At 53.6% G+C, this 22,367-nt stretch carries 20 protein-coding genes; 9 read left to right on the top strand and 11 right to left on the bottom strand.

The window, feature by feature from the left end; all coding sequences use genetic code 11:
* The first annotated feature begins 21 nt into the window (after positions 1–21).
* Positions 22–957 (top strand): ABC transporter substrate-binding protein, encoded by a 936-nt coding sequence (locus HFD94_RS08890; RefSeq protein ID WP_157353196.1) that lies wholly within the window; start codon positions 22–24, stop codon positions 955–957.
* Positions 958–999: 42 nt separating this feature from the next.
* Here the strand turns inward: HFD94_RS08890 and HFD94_RS08885 are convergent, their stop codons facing one another.
* Positions 1,000–2,766, bottom strand: coding sequence for an EAL domain-containing protein (locus tag HFD94_RS08885; RefSeq protein WP_060679298.1), 1,767 nt, complete (start codon positions 2,764–2,766; stop codon positions 1,000–1,002).
* A 152-nt stretch (positions 2,767–2,918) separates the two neighbouring features.
* On the bottom strand, positions 2,919–4,145 hold the full coding sequence (locus HFD94_RS08880; protein WP_167433034.1) for an FAD-dependent oxidoreductase: 1,227 nt from the start codon (positions 4,143–4,145) through the stop codon (positions 2,919–2,921).
* A 165-nt stretch (positions 4,146–4,310) separates the two neighbouring features.
* Here HFD94_RS08880 and HFD94_RS08875 point away from each other — a divergent pair, with 165 nt between their 5' ends.
* Both HFD94_RS08875 and clcA read left to right on the top strand, forming a co-directional pair.
* Positions 4,311–4,619, top strand: a complete 309-nt coding sequence (locus HFD94_RS08875) for a YicS family protein (protein WP_060679302.1) — start codon at positions 4,311–4,313, stop codon at positions 4,617–4,619.
* 154 nt (positions 4,620–4,773) lie between these two features.
* Positions 4,774–6,102 carry a H(+)/Cl(-) exchange transporter ClcA gene (gene clcA, locus HFD94_RS08870; protein ID WP_061902398.1) on the top strand — a complete coding sequence of 443 codons (1,329 nt, stop codon included), beginning with the start codon at positions 4,774–4,776 and terminating at the stop codon, positions 6,100–6,102.
* 19 nt (positions 6,103–6,121) lie between these two features.
* On the opposite strand, the gene HFD94_RS08865 is transcribed toward clcA, so the two are convergent.
* Positions 6,122–6,646, bottom strand: a complete 525-nt coding sequence (locus tag HFD94_RS08865; protein ID WP_010246964.1) for a phenolic acid decarboxylase — start codon at positions 6,644–6,646, stop codon at positions 6,122–6,124.
* Positions 6,647–7,045: 399 nt separating this feature from the next.
* On the opposite strand from HFD94_RS08865, the gene HFD94_RS08860 reads away from it, so the two are divergent.
* Positions 7,046–7,558 (top strand): LysR substrate-binding domain-containing protein, encoded by a 513-nt coding sequence (locus tag HFD94_RS08860; protein WP_242462053.1) that lies wholly within the window; start codon positions 7,046–7,048, stop codon positions 7,556–7,558.
* A gap of 1,083 nt (positions 7,559–8,641) precedes the next feature.
* On the opposite strand, the gene HFD94_RS08855 is transcribed toward HFD94_RS08860, so the two are convergent.
* The gene (locus HFD94_RS08855) at positions 8,642–9,322 is read right to left on the bottom strand and encodes a type 1 glutamine amidotransferase domain-containing protein (protein ID WP_122889432.1); all 681 of its coding nucleotides are present in this window, start codon (positions 9,320–9,322) and stop codon (positions 8,642–8,644) included.
* A 161-nt stretch (positions 9,323–9,483) separates the two neighbouring features.
* Here HFD94_RS08855 and HFD94_RS08850 point away from each other — a divergent pair, with 161 nt between their 5' ends.
* Positions 9,484–10,401: a LysR substrate-binding domain-containing protein gene (locus tag HFD94_RS08850; protein ID WP_111534253.1), complete on the top strand. Its 918-nt coding sequence runs from the start codon at positions 9,484–9,486 to the stop codon at positions 10,399–10,401.
* 109 nt (positions 10,402–10,510) lie between these two features.
* Positions 10,511–10,726 (top strand): YdgH/BhsA/McbA-like domain containing protein, encoded by a 216-nt coding sequence (locus HFD94_RS08845; RefSeq protein ID WP_010246960.1) that lies wholly within the window; start codon positions 10,511–10,513, stop codon positions 10,724–10,726.
* A 63-nt stretch (positions 10,727–10,789) separates the two neighbouring features.
* Here HFD94_RS08845 and HFD94_RS08840 read toward each other — a convergent pair whose 3' ends face one another.
* The 4 genes from HFD94_RS08840 to HFD94_RS08825 form a co-directional block, all read right to left on the bottom strand.
* On the bottom strand, positions 10,790–11,992 hold the full coding sequence (locus tag HFD94_RS08840; protein ID WP_010246959.1) for an MFS transporter: 1,203 nt from the start codon (positions 11,990–11,992) through the stop codon (positions 10,790–10,792).
* Between the two features lie 166 nt (positions 11,993–12,158).
* Positions 12,159–12,899 (bottom strand): nitroreductase family protein, encoded by a 741-nt coding sequence (locus HFD94_RS08835; protein ID WP_022624518.1) that lies wholly within the window; start codon positions 12,897–12,899, stop codon positions 12,159–12,161.
* An 83-nt stretch (positions 12,900–12,982) separates the two neighbouring features.
* A complete protein-coding gene (locus HFD94_RS08830) occupies positions 12,983–14,359 on the bottom strand; it encodes a glycoside hydrolase family 10 protein (RefSeq protein WP_181955360.1) in 1,377 nt (458 codons plus the stop codon).
* Between the two features lie 97 nt (positions 14,360–14,456).
* A complete protein-coding gene (locus tag HFD94_RS08825; protein ID WP_181955359.1) occupies positions 14,457–15,947 on the bottom strand; it encodes a PLP-dependent aminotransferase family protein in 1,491 nt (496 codons plus the stop codon).
* Between the two features lie 110 nt (positions 15,948–16,057).
* On the opposite strand from HFD94_RS08825, the gene gabT reads away from it, so the two are divergent.
* Positions 16,058–17,344 (top strand): 4-aminobutyrate--2-oxoglutarate transaminase, encoded by a 1,287-nt coding sequence (gene gabT / locus HFD94_RS08820; RefSeq protein ID WP_167433032.1) that lies wholly within the window; start codon positions 16,058–16,060, stop codon positions 17,342–17,344.
* A 76-nt stretch (positions 17,345–17,420) separates the two neighbouring features.
* Positions 17,421–18,836 (top strand): GABA permease, encoded by a 1,416-nt coding sequence (gene gabP, locus HFD94_RS08815; RefSeq protein WP_045140002.1) that lies wholly within the window; start codon positions 17,421–17,423, stop codon positions 18,834–18,836.
* Positions 18,837–19,154: 318 nt separating this feature from the next.
* Here the strand turns inward: gabP and HFD94_RS08810 are convergent, their stop codons facing one another.
* The 3 genes from HFD94_RS08810 to HFD94_RS08800 all read right to left on the bottom strand — a co-directional run bounded on the left by HFD94_RS08810 (position 19,155) and on the right by HFD94_RS08800 (position 21,283).
* A complete protein-coding gene (locus tag HFD94_RS08810; protein ID WP_062758956.1) occupies positions 19,155–19,457 on the bottom strand; it encodes a type 1 fimbrial protein in 303 nt (100 codons plus the stop codon).
* 486 nt (positions 19,458–19,943) lie between these two features.
* On the bottom strand, positions 19,944–20,363 hold the full coding sequence (locus HFD94_RS08805; RefSeq protein WP_061703275.1) for a VOC family protein: 420 nt from the start codon (positions 20,361–20,363) through the stop codon (positions 19,944–19,946).
* Positions 20,364–20,401: 38 nt separating this feature from the next.
* Positions 20,402–21,283 carry a LysR family transcriptional regulator gene (locus HFD94_RS08800; RefSeq protein WP_167433031.1) on the bottom strand — a complete coding sequence of 294 codons (882 nt, stop codon included), beginning with the start codon at positions 21,281–21,283 and terminating at the stop codon, positions 20,402–20,404.
* A 146-nt stretch (positions 21,284–21,429) separates the two neighbouring features.
* On the opposite strand from HFD94_RS08800, the gene HFD94_RS08795 reads away from it, so the two are divergent.
* Positions 21,430–22,281, top strand: coding sequence for a Vmh family MBL fold metallo-hydrolase (locus tag HFD94_RS08795; RefSeq protein ID WP_167433030.1), 852 nt, complete (start codon positions 21,430–21,432; stop codon positions 22,279–22,281).
* The last annotated feature ends 86 nt before the right edge of the window (positions 22,282–22,367 follow it).

The following is a 22,367-nucleotide window of genomic DNA, read 5'->3' as shown; positions in this document are numbered from 1 at the left end:
ACCATACCAATGAGAAAACCCATGACAAAAATGCCTTTGTTTACCCTGCTGTTCAGCGCCACTTTAGCCACACAGGCTCAGGCGATGGAGAAACTGACACTGGTGCTCGACTGGTATATCAATCCCGATCACGCACCCATTATGGTGGCCCAGCAGACCGGCGCGTTTGCGGCAGAAGGGCTGGAGGTTAACATTGTGCCGCCTTCCGATCCGGCGCTGCCGCCGCGTCTGGTGGCAGCCAGGCAGGCGGACTTAGCGATTACCTATCAGCCGCAGCTGCATTTCTTCGCCGATCAGGGATTGCCCTTGATGCGGGTGGGTACGTTGATTAACAGTCCGCTGAATACGCTGATGACGTTAGACGAAACGGTAAAAAAACCAGCCGATTTAAAAGGGAAACGTATCGGCTATTCGGTCAGCGGCATTGAACAGGCGACGCTGGCGACCATGCTGAACCATGATGGCGTTAAGGCCGATCAGGTTAAGCTGGTTAACGTCAATTTCCAGCTCACCAGTGCCCTGATGACCGGGCAGGTGGATGCCGTTATCGGCGGCTATCGCAATATCGAAGCGCTTGAGATGAAACAGCACGGTAAAAACCCGGTAGTCTTCAACGTCGAGGATTATGGTGTTCCGGCCTATGACGAACTGATCATCGTCGCCAACCGTGATGAGGCACACTCGGAGAAAATCAAAAAGTTTTTGCGGGCACTGAAGAAGGGTAATGCGCAGTTGCAGGCGCACCCGGAGGAGAGCTGGCAGGCTTTTGCCCGCGCGCATCCGGAGCTGAACACGCCGCTGAATCATCAGGCATGGCGTGCTACCCTGCCGCTGTTCGCTGCCGATCCGGCAAAACTGGATCGCGCACGCTATCAGGCTTACGAGCAATTTCTGTTTGATAACAAGCTGATTAAAAGCATCACGCCGGTTGAGCGCTACGCCACCGGCAGTGAGTAATAAGAGAGCCCGCAACGATCGCTGCGGGCCATTTGCCTGGCATCACTTCTGATAAAGCCAGTGTTCAATATCGCTGGCTGGCAGCGGTTTTGAAAAGAAGTAGCCCTGGATTTGATCGCAACCGTAAGTTTTCAGCAACGTCAGGGTGGCTTCCGTCTCAACGCCCTCGGCCAGCACGGTGTAGTTCAGCTCTTTCAGCATCTGAATAATGCATCTGACGATGATTTTTGATGCATCATCTTCACCCATACGCGAGATCAGGGATCGGTCGATCTTGATCACATCCAGCGGGATATCCTGCAGATAGCTGATGTTGCTGTAGCCAGTGCCGAAATCATCCAGCGAGATCACAAAGCCGTGTGATTTCAGCGCTTCCAGCCCGCTGATCGCCACATTGGTTTTGGTGATCAGTTCATTCTCCAGGCACTCAATGCCCAGAATAGAATTGGGTAACTGAGCCGCCGCTAATTTTGCCACCAGCCGATCGGCAAAATCGGGCTTTGCGAAGTCGCGTTCGCTGACGTTGATCGAAACCGGAATCAAATCGTACTCGCGATCCCAGCGCGCAAGCTGCTCAATGGTGTGATCGATAACCCAGTTGGTCAGATCGGAAATCAGGTTGGTTTTACCCGCTAACGGAATGAATTCTGAAGGGAAAAGCTCGCCCCGCTCAGGATGATTCCAGCGGATAAGCGCCTCCAGCCCGACCGTTTTACCGCTTTTGAGACACACTTTAGGCTGCCAGGCCAGGTAAAGCTCTTCGTCTTTATTCAACGCCTGAGCCAGATCGTTCATGATCATAAAGTCATCGGTGCGCCGCGAGTCGTAACTCTCTTCAAAACACATTGCATTGATGTTCTCATCCACCGCCTCATGCAGCGCGCTCACGGCCTGACGCACCGTTTCATTGGCATCCATCTGGCCCGGTACAAACTCTGTTTCACCGGTAAAGACATCCAGGTCGAGCGTGATATTTTCCGCCAGATCGGCCTTCATGCCCTTAAACAGGTCGATCATGTTATGTGCGGTATAACGACCCGAGTAGGGCTGAACAATAGCAAAACGGCCTGGAGCGAAAGTATAGAGCGTCTCATTCTCCGGAAGATTGAGCCGGTGAGCGACATCCTGCGCCATCTGCTTTAGCAGTTTCTCCATCGGCGCAATGCCCACCGCACGGGAAAGCTCATAGGCGCGAATGATGTCGAGGCAGTCGATAAGAATCAGGCGAAAGCGGCTCTGTGGTGCGACAAGGGTCAGTTGCTGAATATCACGAATCAGACGTGGGCGATTCGGCAGGTGCGTAATGACGTCGGCAAAACCCGCATTGTTCCAGGCATCCAGAAATGAGGTGACCAGCGTAGCCAGTGAGCGCAGCGTAGCGAGTTTCTCATCCGTAAAGGGATGTGGCTGGGTGTCGGTGACGCAGAGCGTGCCCAGCACCGCGCCGTCGAGGTTCTGCAGCGAGACACCGGCGTAGAAACGAATATGCGGATCGCCTTTCACAAACGGGTGCGTGACAAAGCGCTCATCCAGTAAGGTGTCATACACCACCAGATGTCCCTCACCATCAATGACGTGGCGGCAAAGAGATTCATCACGGGTCGATTGCTTAAGATCGAAGTTGCGGGACGCTTTAATATATTGGTTATGATCGTCAATAATTGAAATGAAGCTGCCAGAAATACCCAGCACCTGGCTGGCGAGATTAACGAATCTTTCCAGCACCTTATCCCGGGCTTCATCCGGGGACAAAAGTGCCTTGATCGCACTCAGACGTTTTACGTCGCTGCCATTTTGCTCGTTATGCACTGAAACCTCTCCTATGCAGGCGCAAAAATCGAAAATAATTTAGCTCAGGAATGCTCAATTAGCGCCCAATTATCAGATAAATAGCGGCTCAATCTGACAGTACTTTCACAGTGAAACAGTGTCGCATGATATCTGATCGCTGTCGAAATCATTTAACGCTCTTCTTTCATGCGCGCAACCTGCGGCGACTCCGTCCTGAAGCCCAGACCGATCAGGCGTCCCAGTACAAAACGCAGAAACGGCAGGCGCTGGATAATCGCGGGAACCTTGCTGCTTCCCGAAGGTTTTCTTTTTGCTTTGCTGCGGCTCATTTTGATCTGCAAAAACTGCGTGGCGACGGTAGGGAACTGACGGCGCTTCTGCACTTTTTCCAGGTCGCGCAGCTGCAGTTCTCCCCGCTTCAGAGGATCGGTCAAAAGATTCGCCGTCGCTACCGCATCCTGAATCGCCAGATTTACGCCAACCCCACCAATCGGCGACATGGCATGCGCCGCATCACCAATGCAGAGAACCCCGGGCTTCGCCCACTTATCCAGGCGGTCGATACGTATCGTCAACAGTTTGAACGCCTCCCAGCTCTCGATTTCCGCCATACGCGCAGGCCCGAATGGCGACAGTGCGGCAACTTCCGCTTTAAACGCGTCGAGTCCGGCGGCCTGTTTCGCTTGAAACTCCCCTTTCGGAATGGTCAGTCCGCACTGCCAGTAGTCGCCGCGATCGATAACAATAAAGTTCTGGCGTGGCCCTTTATGGCCCATGCCCAAATCGGGATCCTGCGGCTGTTTACTTAAGCGGAACCAGATGACATCGCGTGCTGCGCCGAACTCCTGTCCGGTCAGTCCCGCCGCTTCGCGTACGCGTGAATGGCGGCCATCTGCACCGACCACCAGTTTACAGCGGATGTGCAGTTGCTGATTCCCGCGGGAAGCTATCACACCACTGACCTTGCCATTTTCAACATTCAGCGACTCAAAAGAGGTCGACTGCAGCAGGCTGAAGCCCGAATACCGGGCGCTCTGTTCAGCCATATAGTTCAGGAAATCCCACTGCGGCATAAAGGCGATAAAACGGCACTGAACCGGCAGCCGTGAGAAATCGGCCATCGTAATACTCTGTCCGCCGATTTCCGCCTCCAGCTTTTCAGCACGCTGATGCGGCAGCGTCAGGAAAGATTCCAGCAGACCCAGCTGATGCATAATTTCCAGCGTCGAGGGATGGATGGTGTCGCCGCGAAAATCATGGAGAAAATCGGCGTGCTTTTCGATCACCACCACGCGCAGGCCTGCGCGGGCGAACAGATAACCCAGCATTAATCCGGCCGGGCCACCGCCGACGATACAACAGTCAGCGGTGATAATTTCAGTGGAATGTGGCTGCATGTCAGCTCCCTGTCACGCCAGTATTGCTATGATTATTGCGTCGACCGTGGCGACGTTGCCGCAGTCGGTCGGGGATATTGTGCTCAGGCTAATCACTCAATGCGATTAATATCAACTGAAAACTGCCGAAGACCCGATCCTGTCCTCAGCAGTCAGGAGACCATCATGAACGTGATCCGCAACACGCTGTTTATTCTGCCGCTGTTAAGCCCGCTGATTGTGGCAGCCGCACCCTACGACACGCTGAAGTTTGCGCTGCGTCAGCAGCAGATAACTGACGATCTGCGCCAGAAGTGCCAGTTATCGCCAGCCATCTCCGATGAAAAACTGCGTCAGACGTTTCTTAACGATAAGCAGAACCAGAAGCAGAATCAGGTCACGCTGACTGCGGCGGCTCAGGCGCTGAAAAACCAGGATGATCCAGCCTACCGCGAACGCATGGCGCAAGTGGTTTGTCCACCACAGACGAATTAACCCTTTACCCCGATGAAATTGATCCTGACGTTTGTTTTCACCTTATCACTCAGTAAACTGGGGCGCTGGTCTGGTTGAACAAGAATGTCTCTCAATGAATGAAGAATCACCGCAGCCGGTTTATGTTCCCCGCTCCATCGCGGCGCGCAGCCGGATGTTTCGCGCCCTGCTCTATCGTGATAAAACGCCGCTGGCGATGCTGTTCTGTGCCGCGCTGGTCGGTACGCTGGTTGGCCTGGCGGGCGTGGCGTTTGCCCGGGCCGTTGAAACAATACAGCAGTGGCGTGCTGACACGCTTATACCATCGCAGTTTCAGGGCTGGATGCTCTACGCCGCCGCCTTTGCCATCTCGGCTCTGCTGGCGATGGTGGGATATTTTCTCGTCAGGCGCTTTGCTCCCGAAGCGGGTGGCTCCGGTATCCCTGAAATTGAAGGGGCGCTGGAAGAGCTGAGGCCTGTGCGCTGGTGGCGGGTGATTCCGGTGAAGTTCTTTGGCGGCATGGGCACGCTGGGTGCCGGTATGGTGCTGGGCCGGGAAGGCCCGACAGTGCAGCTGGGCGGGAACATTGGCCGCATGGTCATTGATATTCTGGGGATGCGCAGCAATGAGGCACGCCATACGCTGCTGGCAACCGGCGCGGCGGCCGGTCTGGCGGCAGCGTTTAATGCGCCGCTGGCGGGCATCCTGTTTATCATCGAGGAGATGCGTCCGCAATTCCGCTATAACCTGATTTCAATTAAAGCCGTGTTTACCGGTGTGATTATGGCCAGCATTGTGTTCCGCTGTTTCAACGGCGAACAGGCGGTGATCTCCGTCGGCAAGCTGGCTGATGCGCCGGTGCAGACGCTGTGGCTCTATCTGGTGCTCGGGATGATTATCGGTATGGTCGGCGTCCTGTTTAACCGCCTGATATTTATCACGCAGGACCTTTTTGCGCGCTTTTATGCCGGTAAAACGGCGCGCGTGGTGCTGGCCGGTGCATTACTGGGCGGCAGTTGCGGTATTCTGGCTCTGCTGTTTGCACCTGGCGCAGGCGGCGGTTCAGAACTGATCCCACAGGCGGTCCATGGCGTCTTCCCGTTCACCCTGCTGTTGATCATCTTTCTGGTCAGGCTGGTGACCACCCTGCTCTGTTTTGGCTCAGGTGCGCCGGGCGGTATTTTTGCGCCGATGCTGGCGCTGGGTACGCTGCTCGGTACAGCCTTTGGGGTGGTCATGTCGGACCTCTTCCCGTTTTATCATCTGGAAGCGGGCACTTTTGCTATCGCGGGGATGGGAGCACTGTTTGCGGCGTCGGTAAGGGCACCGCTGACCGGTATCGTACTGGTGCTGGAGATGACCGATAACTATCAGCTGATATTGCCGATGATTATTACCTGTCTGGGCGCTACGCTACTGGCGCAGTTTCTGGGAGGGAAACCACTCTACTCATCAATCCTCGCCCGCACGCTGGCGCGTCAGGCAGAAGCTACCCGCCCGTAGGGGCGGGTGACCGGCTTAATTACTTACCATCAAAATAGTCAGCAGGCATCTGTCCAGGTGCCTGATTAATCACTTCATCGTTATCTGGACCTTCATTCTTCATATAGGTCACTTTCGCAAACTCTGGAATGATCACATACGGATAGGCCGGCCCTTCATCGCGGAAGCGGTGCATATCTTCAATGAAGTCATTCTGATAACAGATAGTTTTTTCCGGATGCTGACCTTCACCGGCAATCCACTGCGGGAAGAAAATTGTGCCGTGAACCAGGGTGCGATTCAGATCAAAAAGCAGGCTGACGCAGGTGCCGGTGGGTTCATGCCAGTCTACTTTGTAGATGCCCGGGGCGAACTGAATCGCGTGCATTTTCTGGTTGGTCACCCAGCGGCCACCTACCAGTCCCTGATGAATGCGGTAGTCGCAGGTGGTTTCGTTGCGAGCGTACCACTCATATTTCCAGCCATTATCGTAGGTATAGACAAAATGCGTACCGACGAACTGAGAAAGATCGCTGGAGATATTCTCTGGAGATTCTGCAGACATTTTAACCTCTGTTTGAATAGCGCACTTAACAGGCGCAGATGAATTTCAAAAGAAAGCTATAGCGCAATAACTCGATGAATATTGACTATGACGCAGATTGATTTTTTTGCCATCTGAAAACGGAAATGGTTCGCAATGGGTAAATTAAAAACTCCTTAAAAACCCTTCCCGGCTCCCTGAAGGCTATAGACTCCAGAAAAGAGATATTTTCATATAAATTACTAATTAAATCTTATAGATGAATAGTTTTTATGTGAGATATCTATCAGTCATCTATCACCATGCTGAGTAAGTCTTTCTTCAGTATACTTTCGATATAGAGCTTATTTTTCAAAAATTTAAAAATTTATAACGGATGTATTTTCCTTTTATTGGGTTGATTATGCTTTCATCATTACCTTGCCAGATAAGACACTGTCAGGACAATTTGAACATGGGGACGTTGATGTGGCGTTGCTGTCGCCAGAGACCACGCCGCCGACATTGCATACGCAGCAACTGTTCAATGAAGAATATGTTTGTCTGCTGAGTGAAAATCATCCTCTGGCGGGCAGTGCGACGCTGTCGCTGGATGAGTTTTGTGCGCAGGATCATGCGCTGGTTTCGTGGCCCGTCGGAAAATTTCATGGGGTCACCGACCAGGCTTTGGCTGCAATTGGCCGGGCCCGCCGTGCAACGCTCTCAGTTTGCAGTTTTCTGGTGCTCCCGGAAATTTTGCGCGTCACTGATTTGGTAAGCGTGGTACTGAAACGACTGGCGGTCGACACTACGGGTCTGGTCATGTTGCCAGCACCGCTGATCATCCCTGGCTTCAGCAAAATCATGGCCTGGCATAACCGAACCCATCATCACAAAGGGCATGAGTGGCTGCGTGAACGACTGGCGTCCGTGGCTAAAACGGTGGTGTATTAACAGGGATAGCGGACTGCGGCTCACTGTTTTGCGATTTTGTTTAAGCAACAGACAGGATAACGGGGCGTTATATCGCATTCTGTCCGACGTCGAAAAGGCAAAATCGCGCTTTGCTATGTCGATAGCGGGGTAAAAATGGATGCTGGGGAATTCAGGAAAGAGAGTGTTGAGCTGAGGAAAAAATATCAGGAGAATAAATCGCGCGTGAATCACTTTAAATATTATCGATAAAAGCTGCTTTGATAATGTTAATTACTCATATTTACGTTCTGAAAAGAACTGACAGACATCGTAAAAAGATAAAAGCCCTGACTGAAATAGCCAGGGCTTTTAAGGTACTACAGATTTTACGTTTACCATTAACTAACTTAATTGATAGGTACTACTTCGGTACTGCTATTTATGAACAGATCCTGCGGATAATAATGATCACGATACTGAAATGTCACTATTATTATCGGTTTAAACCACCTGATAGTCTTTCAGGAGACAAAGACAGGTCAGGCCCGTATAAATCTGCACACCCCCATCGCGATATATACTCTTTGATGCGTTGCCTTACTTTCATTACGACGTTTAAACCGCAATCGTATCCTGTCGTAACGTAACGTTCAGAACTACGAGGCCTTACATCATCGCGACGCGATACTACATACTTCTTAAAGACTTACTTCGACTCCATTTAACAGGGTTATCTTAACTAACGAACAGTTTTAAAGAACAATGTTTAACAGAACCACCGACAACTTCAACTCAAACACTTGTCGGCACCTTTAACACATAACACCTTTGGTTTTCAGTCTATCAGGGCAACTGCACGCCGCTGATGAGTCCTACTTTACGGATATAAAAAACGATGTCAACACTGGTTTTAAAAACATGTTTATATTTGCAGTGAATTTTTAAGGCAATTATTTAGCTCTGAAACGCCCGTAAATTTATTATCAATGTTAAGAAAAATTGAGCCCTAATCTATTCAACCTGAATAATTAAGCAGGTCACTATCTATCCTGACACTTAACGGTAGCAATAAAAAAAAGGCGCCCGCAGGCGCCCTCAAAACTCAGCATGCTGTAAAGATCTTTATTTCGCCAGGCTTGCCAGTAAAACCTTCGCGGTCTCGGCTGATGAACCTGGGTTCTGACCGGTAATCAGCAAGCCATCCTGAACCGTATAGGACTGCCAGTCATCGCCTCGTGAGTAGAGACCCCCGTTCTGTTTCAGCACATCTTCAACCAGGAACGGCACCACCTCAGTCAGGCCAACGCCCTCTTCTTCACTGTTCGTGAAGCCAGTAACTTTCTTTCCTTTGACCAGAGGCGTGCCATCAGCATTTTTCACATCACGCAGGACACCTGGAGCATGACAGACCAGCGCAACCGGTTTGCCCGCCTGCTGGGTTTGCTCAATCAGCGAAATGGAGTGTTTGTCGTTTGCCAGATCCCATAAAGGACCATGGCCGCCTGGATAGAAAACGGCATCAAACGCTTCCTGATCAACAGTATCAAGCTTGACGGTCGAGGCCAGTACTGCCTGAGCAGCAGAATCGGCATGGAAGCGGCGGGTCTCATCAGTCTGAGAATCGGGTTCATCACTTTTTGGATCGAGTGGAGGCTGTCCGCCCTTCGGTGAAGCCAGGGTAATCTCTACGCCCGCATCAAGAAATGCATAGTAAGGTGCCGCAAGCTCTTCCAGCCAGAAACCGGTCTTCTTGCCAGTGGTGCCCAACTCATCATGCGAGGTCAAAACCATTAAAATTTTCATTTCCGCTCCATATCACAGTTAGTCGGTTTCAGGTGTAAGGATAGTCAGAACCAGCGTCTGAGCCGCTATCTTCTGCGTTGACCCGTTAATCATGGCGGGGTTACGGATATTTATGAAATTTATTTCTTCAATTTCAGTTATTCACATAGCATTATAGCTTAATGAAATACGATCTGAATTTACTGCCAGTTTTGCTGGTCATGATGGAAGAGCGCAACGTTACCCGCGCAGCGGAACGGCTTGGCATAACCCAGCCGGCGCTTTCTAATGCATTAAATCGGCTGCGTGAAACGCTCAACGATCCGCTATTTATCCGCGAACGTTACGGGATGCGACCGACGCCGAAAGCGGAACAGCTGGCTCAGGTGGTCGGTGCTGCGCTGTCATCGATCGACAAGGTTATTCTTGGCCAGCAGGACTTTGATCCGCTTCATGCCACCCGGCTCTTCACGCTTGCGCCTAACAGCTATGTCGAATTCATCATGATGCCTGCCATCGTGGCCCGCCTCAGGAGCTGTGCGCCCGGCATCCGACTCCGCCTCACTCCTTTTGGCAATGACGTCACTGAAACCGGTGTGATTTCAGGTAATACCGATATGGTGCTGGGCCGTATCGTGGAGCCGCCCGATAATCTCGTCGTTCAGCACCTGATGAATGAAGGTCTGGCCTGCGTGATACGCGCCGATCATCCGCTGGTGGGCGAAAACCTCAGCGCAGAGCAATATGAGCAGCTAAAGCACGTCAACGTTTTGCCGCCTGGCCGTATGCGCGCTGGGTTATATCAGGCGCTTGAACAGCGGGGCCTGCGTCGTCAGGTTGCAGTCTCCGTCACCCACTTTCTGGCCGTGCCGGAAATGATTGCGGTCACGGACTACTGCGCGACCCTGCCGCGTTTGATCTGTCAGCATCTTTCGCGCGATGAGCGGCTCAGAATCGTTCCGGCGCCGGTTGACCTGGGCACCTTTCCGGTTGAAATGGGCTGGCATGCACGCTATCGCGACGATCCTGCCCATCGCTGGTTCAGGACGTTGATTACGGAGACGGCACAGTCGCTGTCTGATCCCCAGATAAACAATTAGCACGATCACCATTGCCGCACTAATAGTTAATATTGATATCATAACCTGAGTTACTATTATTCCCATCGGAGGCAAACATCCTCCCAATTCATAACTCAGGAATATGACCATGAAAAACGTAAAAGCACTTTCAATCGCCGCACTCGCAACTCTTTCTCTGATCTCTTTTGGCAGCTTTGCCGAGAGCGTTTCTGTGACCTCATCCACACTGGATGGCGCAGAATCAAAAATTGCTGCTCAGGCTCAGGAACAGGGTGCGCAGTATAAAATTACGGAAGCGAACACCAACAACCGTGTTCACATGACCGCAGAACTGTATAAATAACGGATGGTCGCAAACGGATTTGCCAGAAGAGGCTGCCCAATGGGCAGCCTTTTTTGTGTCCGATCAGGCCAGACGGGCGGCTGGGGCGCTACCGGTGCGCCACCATAGAATCAGCGCTGCCAGCGCAATTGCGCCGAGTACCGCAAACGCGGTGCTGTAAGAATAACGTGCGGCGATCATGCCCGTCATGGCGGGACTCAGCGCGGCACCTGCGCCCTGCATCAGCATAATAACGCTTTGCCCGGCGTTAACATGACCCGTACCCCGCAGCAGGGAGACAATATAGCCTGGCACCGCCACACCGAGAATCCCGGCCGCAATACCATCCAGAACCTGAACCGGAATGACAAAAATCGGCCCGGCAAAGCCGGCGGCGAGAACCGCGCGCAGCGGTAATATCATCAGGGCGATCATGATAAACAGGCGATAGCCGTGCGTATCAACGCGTTTAGATACCCACAGCGCGACCGGGATCATCACCAGTTGGGAAATCACCACCGTTGCCGCCGCGTAAAGGCCCGGACTGATCGCCGCCTGGCCGCCTGCCGAGGCGACGCGCATGCTCAGCATCGGCAGCAGCGCGGCATTGGCAAGATGAAACAGCAGCAGCGTCAAACCGGCGATCATCAGCGCCGGGTTTCGCAACAACATTGATAAGTGCAGCGCTGGCTGACGCTCTTCATGCGGTTCATAACCGCGCGCCACATCGTTATCGATCTCATTTCCGCGAATTGCCAGCGTAGCGAAAGCAGCGAAAACCGCCATTACCGTCATAAGAATGAAAACGGCACCCATGCCCCAGTACCAGGCTGAAAAACCGGCCAGCAATGCAGCAATCGTATTCCCGCCATGATTAAACGCCTCGTTGCGTCCCATCTGCTGGTTAAAGCCGCGCTGACCCGTGAGCCCTAAAGTGATCCCCGCCACAGTCGGGCCGATAAACGCCGCAGCCAGGCCTGCTACAACCTGAGAGACCATCGCCGTCCAGGTCTGATTGCTGTACCACAGCAGCAGTGTGGCAACGGTAATCACCAGACAGCCCAGCAGCACAATGATTTTTTTATGACGGGTCGCATCGGCGGCGATCCCTGCCGGTAGCGTGGCAAGTAATCCAGCGATACCGCCACAGGTCATTACCAGACCGATTTCGTCGGGTTGCCAGTGTCGCTCCGTAAGAAAGATGCCCAGAAATGGCCCCAGGCCGTCGCGGACATCGGCCAGAAAAAAGCTCATTAAACAGAGCGCGTAGAGTGAACGCTGAGACATGTTATTTCCCTGGAAGGTAAGTGTTAGAGGCAGTTGCGCTTCGGTTAAAAGGGAAATTATGTGTTACGACGTGGAAAGTCACCTTTCGTTATAGTAACAAAATGAAAAAGGCCCCCCGTAAACGCTACGGATGGCCTTTTTCTATTCACTCAATAACGAGAGCGAACTATTTATCTGTGCCAAAACCCTGCTTCAGCAGTGCTGGCAGTACATTCGGGAAGTAGATGTTTTTATAGTAACCGCTGACGCTTTCGCTCCAGCTCTCACCGTCATTACGACCAATCGTCTTCCAGTGCTGAACCATCTCATCGTTGTAGGCTGCAATCTGCTGCTCCAGACCCTGCGTCTGGTAAGTCTCATCATGGCGGAACGTCGCCAGAGGCAGACGTGGTTTCTGATGAGCCGGTTCGTCTACGTGACCGATTACCACACCCGCTACCGGGAAGGTCAGTGGCGGCAGCTCCAGCAGTGAAATCATCGCCTGCGGGTCGCGACGGATACCGCCAATGGGCACAATCCCCAGACCTTCGGCACGCGCAGCCGCCATTACCGACCCCAGCGCGATACCGATATCGGTAGAACCCGAAACGATACTCTCAATGCTCTGATGGGCGATCTGCTGCTGATCGACAGCGGCCATTCCCACGGCTGATTTATGCATATCCAGCACAAAGGTGATAAACACCGGTGCTTTGGCAATCCACGGCTGACCGCCTGCAATGGCGGCGATCTGTGCGCGACGGCCGGCATCACGCGTGATCACCACAGAAACCTGCTGCGAGTTTACTGATGTAGGTGCGCGATAAGCGGTACTGATAATCCGATCCAGCACAGCTTCATCGACAGGTTGCTCAGTGAAACTGCGTTCACTTTTGTGACTTGTAAAAATATCAATCAGTTCGCTCATGGTTCCTCCCATATAAAGCGCAAGAATAGCAGCAAGTCACAAGGAAAAACTTAACCGCACTGGTCATGCTGTCGCGGCGTTTCTCAGCCTCCCCAGCGGCTTTTAAGATAGCTTACCGCCTGCTGAGTCTGCGGCTGATTCAGATAGTTCTCTCTGAACAGAATCGTGCCATCAATATTGGGGTTCGATTCATTAAGGTCGAGCTGCTTTTTCAGCTCCGGTACGCCGCCCTGCTGTGTCCAGTCAGGCTCAACTTTTGACGGCTCGCCCACTTTATAGAGAGCAAGGCCGATGTAGAGCCGGATTTTGGTCGGTTTCACGACCTCTGCCCACCAGTTTGCCAGCACATCGTATCGGGCCGCCTGACGGGAAAAAGGCCAGTAGAGCTGAGGTGCAATGTAATCCAGCAAGCCCTGCTGCACCCAGCGGCGGGTATCGGCAAAAGCTTCATCATACGCCGCCGCTCCGCGGGTATCGGAACCGGCAGGATCATGCGACAGATTACGCCAGACGCCCGCCGGGCTGACACCAAACTCCACGTCCGGCTTCAGTTGTTTGATGGTACGTGACACCTGCTCAATCAGCTGCTGAGTATTGTGACGCCGCCAGTCCGCTTTGCTGGCAAACCCCTGACCGTAGCGGCTGAAGGTCTGATTATCGTTGAGCAGTGAACCGGCAGATTCCGCATAGAAGTAGTCATCGAACTGCACACCGTCGATGGGATAACGCGCCACCACCTCGGCCACAATACTGGTGATCCAGTCACGCGCCTCAGGGATACCCGGATCGAGTACATAGCGATCGCCTGCAGTGCGGATCCAGTCGCGATGCAGCACAAAAACGCTGGCCGGATGCAGTGACAGCGTGCGGTTGAGTTCGCTGACGGTAGACGATTTAGTGTTTACCGACACCCGGTAAGGGTTGAACCAGGCATGGACTTTGATACCGCGCTTATGCGCCTCATCCAGCATAAACTGCAGCGGATCATAGCCCGGATCTTCACCAATTTTTCCTGTCAGCATATCTGACCAGGGGAGGATTTTTGAGGGCCAGAGCGCCGTGGCATCAGGCTTAACCTGGAAAAACACCGTGTTGATGCCCAGGCTTTTCAGCTTATCCAGCTTTTCGATCAGTGATTGCTGCTGCTGGCGGATACGCTGCGCCGGACTGGTGCCATTTACCGACGCAACCGGCGGCCAGTCAAGACGCGAGACCGTGGCTAACCAGACGCCCCGCATCGGTTCCTGCGCATGAGGTTGTGCTGGCTTGCCGGGCGTCGGTAGCGGCTGTTTCGTCACGGGCGGAAAAGGTGTGACCAGCGATTTCGGCGGCTCGGATGCGCAACTGACCAGCAACAACGCGGCAGCCAGCGCGGCGCCTCGCTTAATAGCCGCACGGGCCGGTGCAGTAAAGGGATTAAAGGCGATGATAGACTCCGGTATTGTCTGGTCGGGGCGCAAAGAGGAGTATTCTCGGTGACTCTGATTAAATGTCAATGCGTTAGCACAGAGGCGGCAGTAAAACCGCCCTCCTTCAAAACAAATGTCCCTGAACCCGCTAGCGCTGCGGAGTGAATACCATTCCGGCGGACGCAAGACAGGCTTTAAGTGTGCCAAACGCATCCTGACACTGCCGCTCATTGACGCAGGCGTAACCCAGCAGCAATCCGCGCGCCTCCTGAGGGTGCATATAATATTGCGAAAGTGGCCGTACTTTGACGCCGCGCTTTAGCGCCTCCGCGGCTATCGCCACGTCATCCGCGCCTGCTGGCAGCGGGATCACCAGATGCAGTCCCGCTTCATGATTGAATGCCGGTAAAAAGGGTGGCCCCAGATAGCGCTCGATCAGCCTGCAGAGAAACTGCCGCCGCTGGCGGTAAAGCAGGCGCATCCGGCGGATATGCTCCATGTAATGGCCCAGCCGGATAAACTCCGCCAGCGCACGCTGAATCAGCAGATGTCCGCCGCGATAGAGCTCTGCCGCGGCGATGCGCAACGGCTGTGCCAGCGGTTTCGGCACCACCATGTAGCCAATGCGCAGCGCGGGATAGAGCGTTTTGCTGAACGTTCCCATGTAAATGACCGGCGCATCCGCTTCCAGCCCCTGCAATGAGGGATGAGGCTGGCCGGAAAAACGAAATTCGCTGTCGTAGTCATCTTCCACAATCCAGCTCTGATGGCGACGTGCAAGGGTGAGCAATGCCTGACGACGGGCCAGGCTTAGATGCACACCCAGCGGATATTGATGAGAGGGCGTCACAAACACCATCTTTGGTGCCGGGCCGCTGTCCGGCACCAGTCCCTGCTCATCCACGGGCATCGCCCGAATCTTCAGGCCATTCATGCGCAGCAGATTGCGTGTTCCCCAGTAGCCGGGCTCCTCCATCCAGACCCGATCGCCAGGATCGCACAACACCCGCGTCACCAGATCAACCGCCTGATGAACCCCTTCGGTGATCAGGATCTGGTCAGCATCGGCCCGCACTGAGCGGGCCACCCGCAGATAATCCACCAGCGCATGGCGCAGATCGGGACAGCCACCGCCGCTGCTGTAGACCAGGCGGTGAACGTCAGGTTCGCGATTCAGACGCGCCTGAATCTGACTAAACAGCTTATGGGGGAATTCGGTCACATCCGGCGCGCCAGGGACAAACGCGCCCCACTGGTAAGGCGATGCTGTCGCGTGACCCAGCAGACTGGCACCCCGCTTCGACAGCGTTGCCGGTCGTTGCGCCTTCACCGCCTGAAGGTCGGCAATTGCATCACTCTGCAGAGAGTTTTCCGGCAGCGTCTCTGCAATCCAGGTGCCGCTGCCGGTCCGCGCGGTAACATAGCCTTGCGCCATCAGGCTCTCATAAACATGCATAACCGTGTTTCGCGACACGCCCAGTTCGCGCGCCAGATCGCGGGTTGGCGGTAAACGGCTTCCGCGCGGAAACACCTCTTCAGCGATCGCGGCCTGCATGCAGTTCAGCAGCCGCTGATGTAATGAGCCAGTTCTTAAAAACTGTAACCGCGCTAATAGATGATCTGCGTATAAGAGTCGCAATTGGCTCCACCTTTCCTCTGACAATTGGCTCTGGCAACTCACCACGCCTCAGGCATAAATAAACGTGTTTGTCGGGAATTGTAAACACGCATATTAACGAGGTGGAATAAATGAGCGAAAAAAATAACCTGTTGCAGCAGCGCAAAGCACAGGCTCTCCCCAAAGGTATCGGTACGCTGTGCGACTGGTACGTTGCCCGGGCAGAGAACGCCACCTTATGGGATCAGGAGGGTAATAGCTGGATTGACTTCGCGGGCGGCATCGCGGTACTGAACACCGGCCACCGCCATCCACGCATTGAACAGGCGATTGCCGATCAATTAACAAAGTTTACCCATACGGCCTTCCAGATCACCCCTTACGAAAGCTACATCGCACTGGCCGAGCGTATTAATCAGCGGGTTCCCATCGCCGGTGCGGCGAAAACGGCCTTCTTCACCACCGGGGCGGAAGCGGTAGAAAATGCCGTAAAAGTGGCGCGTGCCTATACCCGCCGCCACGGCATCATCACCTTTGGTAACGCATTCCATGGCCGCACCTTTATGACCATGGCGATGACCGGAAAAGTGGCGCCTTACAAGCGAGATTTCGGCCCGATGCCGCCGTCAGTCTTCCATGCACGCTATCCCAGCGCGGTTCAGGGGATCAGCATCGAGGCGGCACTGATCAGCCTTGAAGAAATTTTTACGCAGGACATTGCGCCCCATGACGTCGCCGCGATCGTGCTGGAGCCGGTGCAGGGCGAAGGTGGATTCCATGCGGCACCCGCAGAGTTTATGGTGCAGTTGCGGGAGCTGGCTGACCGTCACGGCATTCTGCTGATTGCGGATGAAGTCCAGAGTGGATTTGCCCGTACCGGCAAGCTGTTTGCCATGGAACACTACCCGGTGAAGGCCGATATCATCACCATGGCGAAAAGCCTGGCTGGCGGGATGCCGCTCTCCGCGGTCGCCGGTCGTGCAGAGGTGATGGATGCACCTGCACCAGGTGGTCTGGGCGGGACCTATGCCGGAAACCCGCTGGCTATCGCCTCGGCCCATGCGGTGCTGGATGTAATTGAAGAGGAGCAGCTCTGCCAGCGCGCCGTTGATCTCGGTGCCCGGCTTGAAGCAGAACTCCAGGAACATCAACGCAAACATCCGGACATTGCTGAAGTGCGTGCGCTGGGTTCGATGGTGGCGATGGAGTTCTATCAGGCCAGCACCGCGCAGGCGGTTCAGAAGATGGCGATGGAACAGGGCTTGCTGCTGCTGACCTGCGGAGCCAAAGGCAACGTCATCCGCTTCCTCTACCCGCTCACCATTCCGGATGCGCAGTTCAGCCTGGCGCTGACCATTCTCTCCACGGTGATCGATCACTGTGTCGCACCCGCCGGACATCCCGTCGTCCCGGCCTGATTTCGCTGACGCGTTAACGCAAGTTCATCCCCGTTCGTCCGGCCATCCAGGCCGGACGTCGACAGGAGACGTTTACATGACGATGACTCAGAGTGCGAATGCAGATTCGCTGGCTCAAAACCTGAAACCGCGCCACGTGCGTATGCTCTCAATTGCGGGCGTGATTGGCGCCGGGCTATTTGTTGGCTCCGGCCATGCTATTTCTGAAGCGGGCCCCGCGGTGTTGATCTCTTATGCCGCTGCCGGTGCGCTGGTGGTCCTGATTATGCGGATGCTGGCCGAGATGGCCGTCGCCTCACCCGATTCAGGTTCGTTCTCAACCTACGCCGATAAAGCGCTGGGACGCTGGGCCGGATTTACCATCGGCTGGCTCTACTGGTGGTTCTGGGTGCTGGTGATCCCGCTGGAAGCCAATGCGGCGGGAACCATTCTTCATGCCTGGTTCCCCGATGTCGCCATCTGGCAGTTCACGTTTGCTATCACCCTGTTGCTGACCATTACTAATCTGCTCAGCGTGAAAAATTATGGTGAGTTTGAGTTCTGGTTTGCATTGATTAAGGTCGTGGCCATCATCCTGTTCCTGGGCGTGGCAGGTGCGGCAGTGTTTGGTCTGCTGCCTGACAGCAATACCAGCGGCCTGTCGCATCTCTACGACACTCACGGATTTATGCCGAATGGTATCGGCGCGGTCGTGGCTGCCATCCTGACCACCATGTTCTCTTTTATGGGCACAGAAATTGTCACGATTGCCGCCGCAGAGTCGAAGAATCCCGGCAAGCAGATTACTCAGGCGACTAACTCCGTCATCTGGCGTATTGCGCTGTTCTATCTGCTGTCGATTTTCTTTGTGGTGGCGCTGGTGCCGTGGAATGCGCCAGGGCTGGTTGAACAGGGTTCATGGCAGACGGTGTTACAGGCGATGAACATCCCGCACGCCCGACTGATTGTCGATCTGGTGGTGCTGATGGCGGTGTGCAGTTGTCTTAACTCTGCACTTTATACCTCTTCGCGCATGCTCTACTCTCTGTCACGCCGCAAAGATGCACCGTCGGCTGCCTCACGTACCAATCGCAGCGGCACGCCGTGGATTGCTGTGCTGCTCTCTACCGCGGCTGCATTTCTGGCGGTGATCGCCAATTATCTGGCGCCCAGCGTGGTGTTTGAATTTTTACTGGCCACGTCGGGAGCGATTGCACTGCTGGTCTATCTGGTGATCGCTGCGTCCCACCTGGTGCTGCGTAAAAAGCGCGAGAAAGCGGGTGAAGTCCTGAGTTACCGGATGTGGTTATTTCCTGGCCTGACGTGGGTCACTATCCTGTTTATCGTCACGGTGCTGATAATCATGTTGTTTGATGCGAAACATCAGGCTGAATTACTGGCAACCGGCGGTTTGACGCTGCTGATTATTACCACCAGCCTGGTGCTGCGTCGTAAAAAGGAGAAGCGTCAGAGCACGAAATATTTTACTCAGCGCTCTTCTGACTCTTACTGATCTTCACGCAAGCTTTTTATAAATTAAACCCACCTTTGACAGCAAAGGTGGTTTTTTTTGCATATCAACAGATGCAACGCGTATTAACCCTCGATTATGCAAGGGATTAATAAGATGCACACATTATCTGCTGATGATGAATACGGTAAACTGAATTCCCCGATGCTGACTTAAAAATTTCAAAAAAGATACTTCACTGGCTCTTAGTGACTTAATGATAAACCCTGTATTGGTTATGGGTTTATATCTTTAGGTTCCATGTCACCGTTGCTGCTAAGGCATTGCACTGTCGTTCAGAATAAAACCTCAAGAGAAGCGTTAAAGATAGGTAACGTAAAGTATCCCTTTGCTCTTTTCAGGATTAAACCAGTGCATTTTTACTTCCAGAGGTAACTTGGTCAGCGATTCGGGATTCATCAGGTCAGCAGTAGTGACCACAGCCTTACCACTGGCGGGATCAAAACAGTCAAACACGACAGGATTTTGTCCGACATTCATATTACATGAACCATTAGTAATGGCTCCGCTGAAGGTTATAGTGCCAGAATCTGAATCCGCAATAACCGGTCCGGCCAGGGCAATCAGCAGCGTGCTAATGCCGACAGATAAAAAAGATTTCATTGTGCGTCCTCCTGAGTATGTATCACCTGTTATCGGCTCACATTCCCAAAGATTAAGTGCTGAGTGAACGAATAAATGTAAATGTACGAACGCTTAGCCCAATGAAATCCCTTAAAAACCTTTGTTGAGAATAATCCTAATCCAGCCAGCTAACGAGAGTGTAGATCATCGCTGGATAAATTTTCTTTCTTACATTCATTTTTTTATTATGGCTTTGTAGCAGCAAATCACGGCCGCCTGTGACTTAATGACGCTTTGCAATAGTTAACACGCTATGCATAGCGCCTTCCGTTAGTGGAAAAGGTCATGATTAATGTGACGGTGGTAAACAGCAGGTAACTCTTCGCGCTTTAGATGACTTTACTACGCTGCTATTAAAGGCTTCCGTTGATCATGATTGGACAGTCAATATAAAATATCCGAAGAGAATGTCTATTTTACTCAAGCCATTCTCCTGCTGATTAATATTGCCAAAACACGTTCAGTTTATTCCAGATACTGGCTGAAACGCAGCAGATAACCATCGGGGTCCTGCACCAGAAACTCCCGCTGACAGGCGGTGGTCTCGCCGATGTCATAGTGGTTGTCCCGAAGCGGCCGATAGAGCGGAACAGCATGCTGCTGCAAACGCATCAGTACAGCCTGAACATCGTCGACTTCAATCTGGAAATTAATACCCCGCCCCAGCGGCCAGCGCAGATCGGCTATGTTCCAGCCCTGCGGATGGAACTGCTCAATCATCAATTGCACCTCTCCATAGCAGAGGTAAGCAAAATCAGGCTGCTGGCGCTGTATTCTCACACTGAAACCCAGCACCACGGTGTAAAAATGCAGCGAAGCAGTAAAGTCAGTGACGGTCAGTTCTGGCACCATAGGGTTCCAGTAAAGGGTTTGATTATCACTCATAGTAAGGTTCCATTTTGATCGGTTACTTTCCCCTCTCATCACCGGCTCTGGATTCTGCTTTGCAGCTCATCCAGCATCAGCCGCAGTGCGGCAGACTGGTGCTCACGCGACAGGTAAAGCCCCCATATGCCAATACGTTGCGGCTCATAATCGGGCAGTAATTTTACCAGCTTCCCTGCTTCCAGTGCGTGGCGAGCCTCCTGCTCAGGCACCATCGCTATCCCGCAATGCGCTATCGCCGCGTCACACAACAGTGAAGAGATACCCGCACTGAAATTTCCTCTGACGGCAACCGCGATTTTCTCCCCGCCAGCCGCCGTAAAATGCCAGCTCTGTCCGGCAAAGCGACTGTAGTAGAGGCAGTTATGCTGAGCCAGATCGTCCGGGGTTTCCGGGTTACCCCGCGCCTTAAGATACTCAGGTGAGGCGCAGAGTACCGAGTGACATTCGCCAAGACGGCGTGCGATCGCTCCCGGCTCTGGCGAGTCGGTGATGCGAATAGCGAGATCGATACGCTCACCAATCAGGCTTACTGGCTGATTGTTAATTTCCAGCTCGATGCGCAGTGCCGGATAACGCGCCAGAAAATCGGGGATCACCGGGCCGACAAGATGAAGAGCCGTAAAGTGGGCGCAGGCGATGCGAAGCGTTCCGGCCGGGATGCCCTGGGTGGTTTCCTGCTGGATCGCCTCTGAGAGCAGGGCCAGCTGACGGGTTTTTTGCAGGATCGCCTCTCCGGCAGGCGTAAGGGTCAGCTGGCGCGAAGAGCGATGCAGCAGACGCGTTCCCGCCCACTTTTCCATCTCCTCCAGATAACGGCTGACCATCGGGCGGGATATCCCCAGCGATCGTGAGGCGGCACTCAGGCTGCCCAGTTCACATATCCGGTTGAAAACGGCTGCCGCCGTGACTCTGTCCATCCACTCCACCTGTTCGGATTATGAAACTCAGCATCTCTGATTGCGGGAATTCTAACAGATAGCCAGATGCGTAGAATAGCGCCACTGATACTGAACATCGTCCGTTACGCCTGCCTGAATCGGGCATTTATCTCTGAGGATCCTCAATGAAAACTATGCTGTTACCTGTGATGCTGGTGCTGGCCTCGGCCTCCACTAGCGCGGCCACCCTGCAACTGCAAACCTATAATCCACAGGAAAAGGGTATTTTTGCCGTCTCCTCAACGCTGGTTAGTGGGCCAACCGAAGCGATTCTGTTCGATGCCCAATTCAGCACCCAGGACGGTGAAAAACTGGCAGAGATGATTAAAAAGAGCGGAAAAAAGCTAAAGGAAATTGTGATCACCTCTGGCGATCCCGATTTCTACTTTGGTCTGGAGCCGATTGTTAAAGCCTGGCCGGACGTGAAGGTGGTTGCCGCGCCGGTGGTGGTGAAGCATATCCAGCAGACGCATGACGCCAAGCTGAAATACTGGGGTCCACAGATGAAGCAGGGCGCGCCGGATAAGGTGTTTGTGCCTGAAGTGACCCATCAGACCCGCTTTAGCGTAGACGGCGAGGTGCTGGAGCTGCGTCATCCGGAGCAATACGCCGCTTATATCTGGATCCCGTCTGCGAGCACCATTCTGGGCGGTACCGCCCTCTCCTCGGGCATTCATGTCTGGACGGCTGACACTCAGACCGTTCAGAGTCGCGCTGAGTGGCGTCATATCCTGACAGAAATGCAGACGCTGAACGCGAAGAACGTGATTCCGGGTCACTATCTCGGTGCCCGTCCGGCCGGTTCACAGGCGGTGGATTTCACCCTGAATTATCTGAAGAGTTTTGAGGCGGCGCTGGCGCAACATAAAACCTCAGCGCAGGTGATTACCGCCATGAAAGCCGCCTGGCCGAAACTGGCAGAACCGGCTTCACTGGAACTCAGCGCCAAAGTCAATACCGGCGAGATGAAGTGGTAAATCCCGCTGAGAGGTCAGCTGACTACCGGGTTTGCAACGTTTAAGCAGACCCGGCTGAACCCATTGACCTGATCTAAAGATGCCCG

It is taken from the genome of Pantoea sp. EKM20T, assembly GCF_011800485.1.
Taxonomy (GTDB): Bacteria; Pseudomonadota; Gammaproteobacteria; order Enterobacterales; family Enterobacteriaceae; genus Pantoea; species Pantoea agglomerans.
This window is presented reverse-complemented; position numbering and strand designations above follow the sequence as displayed.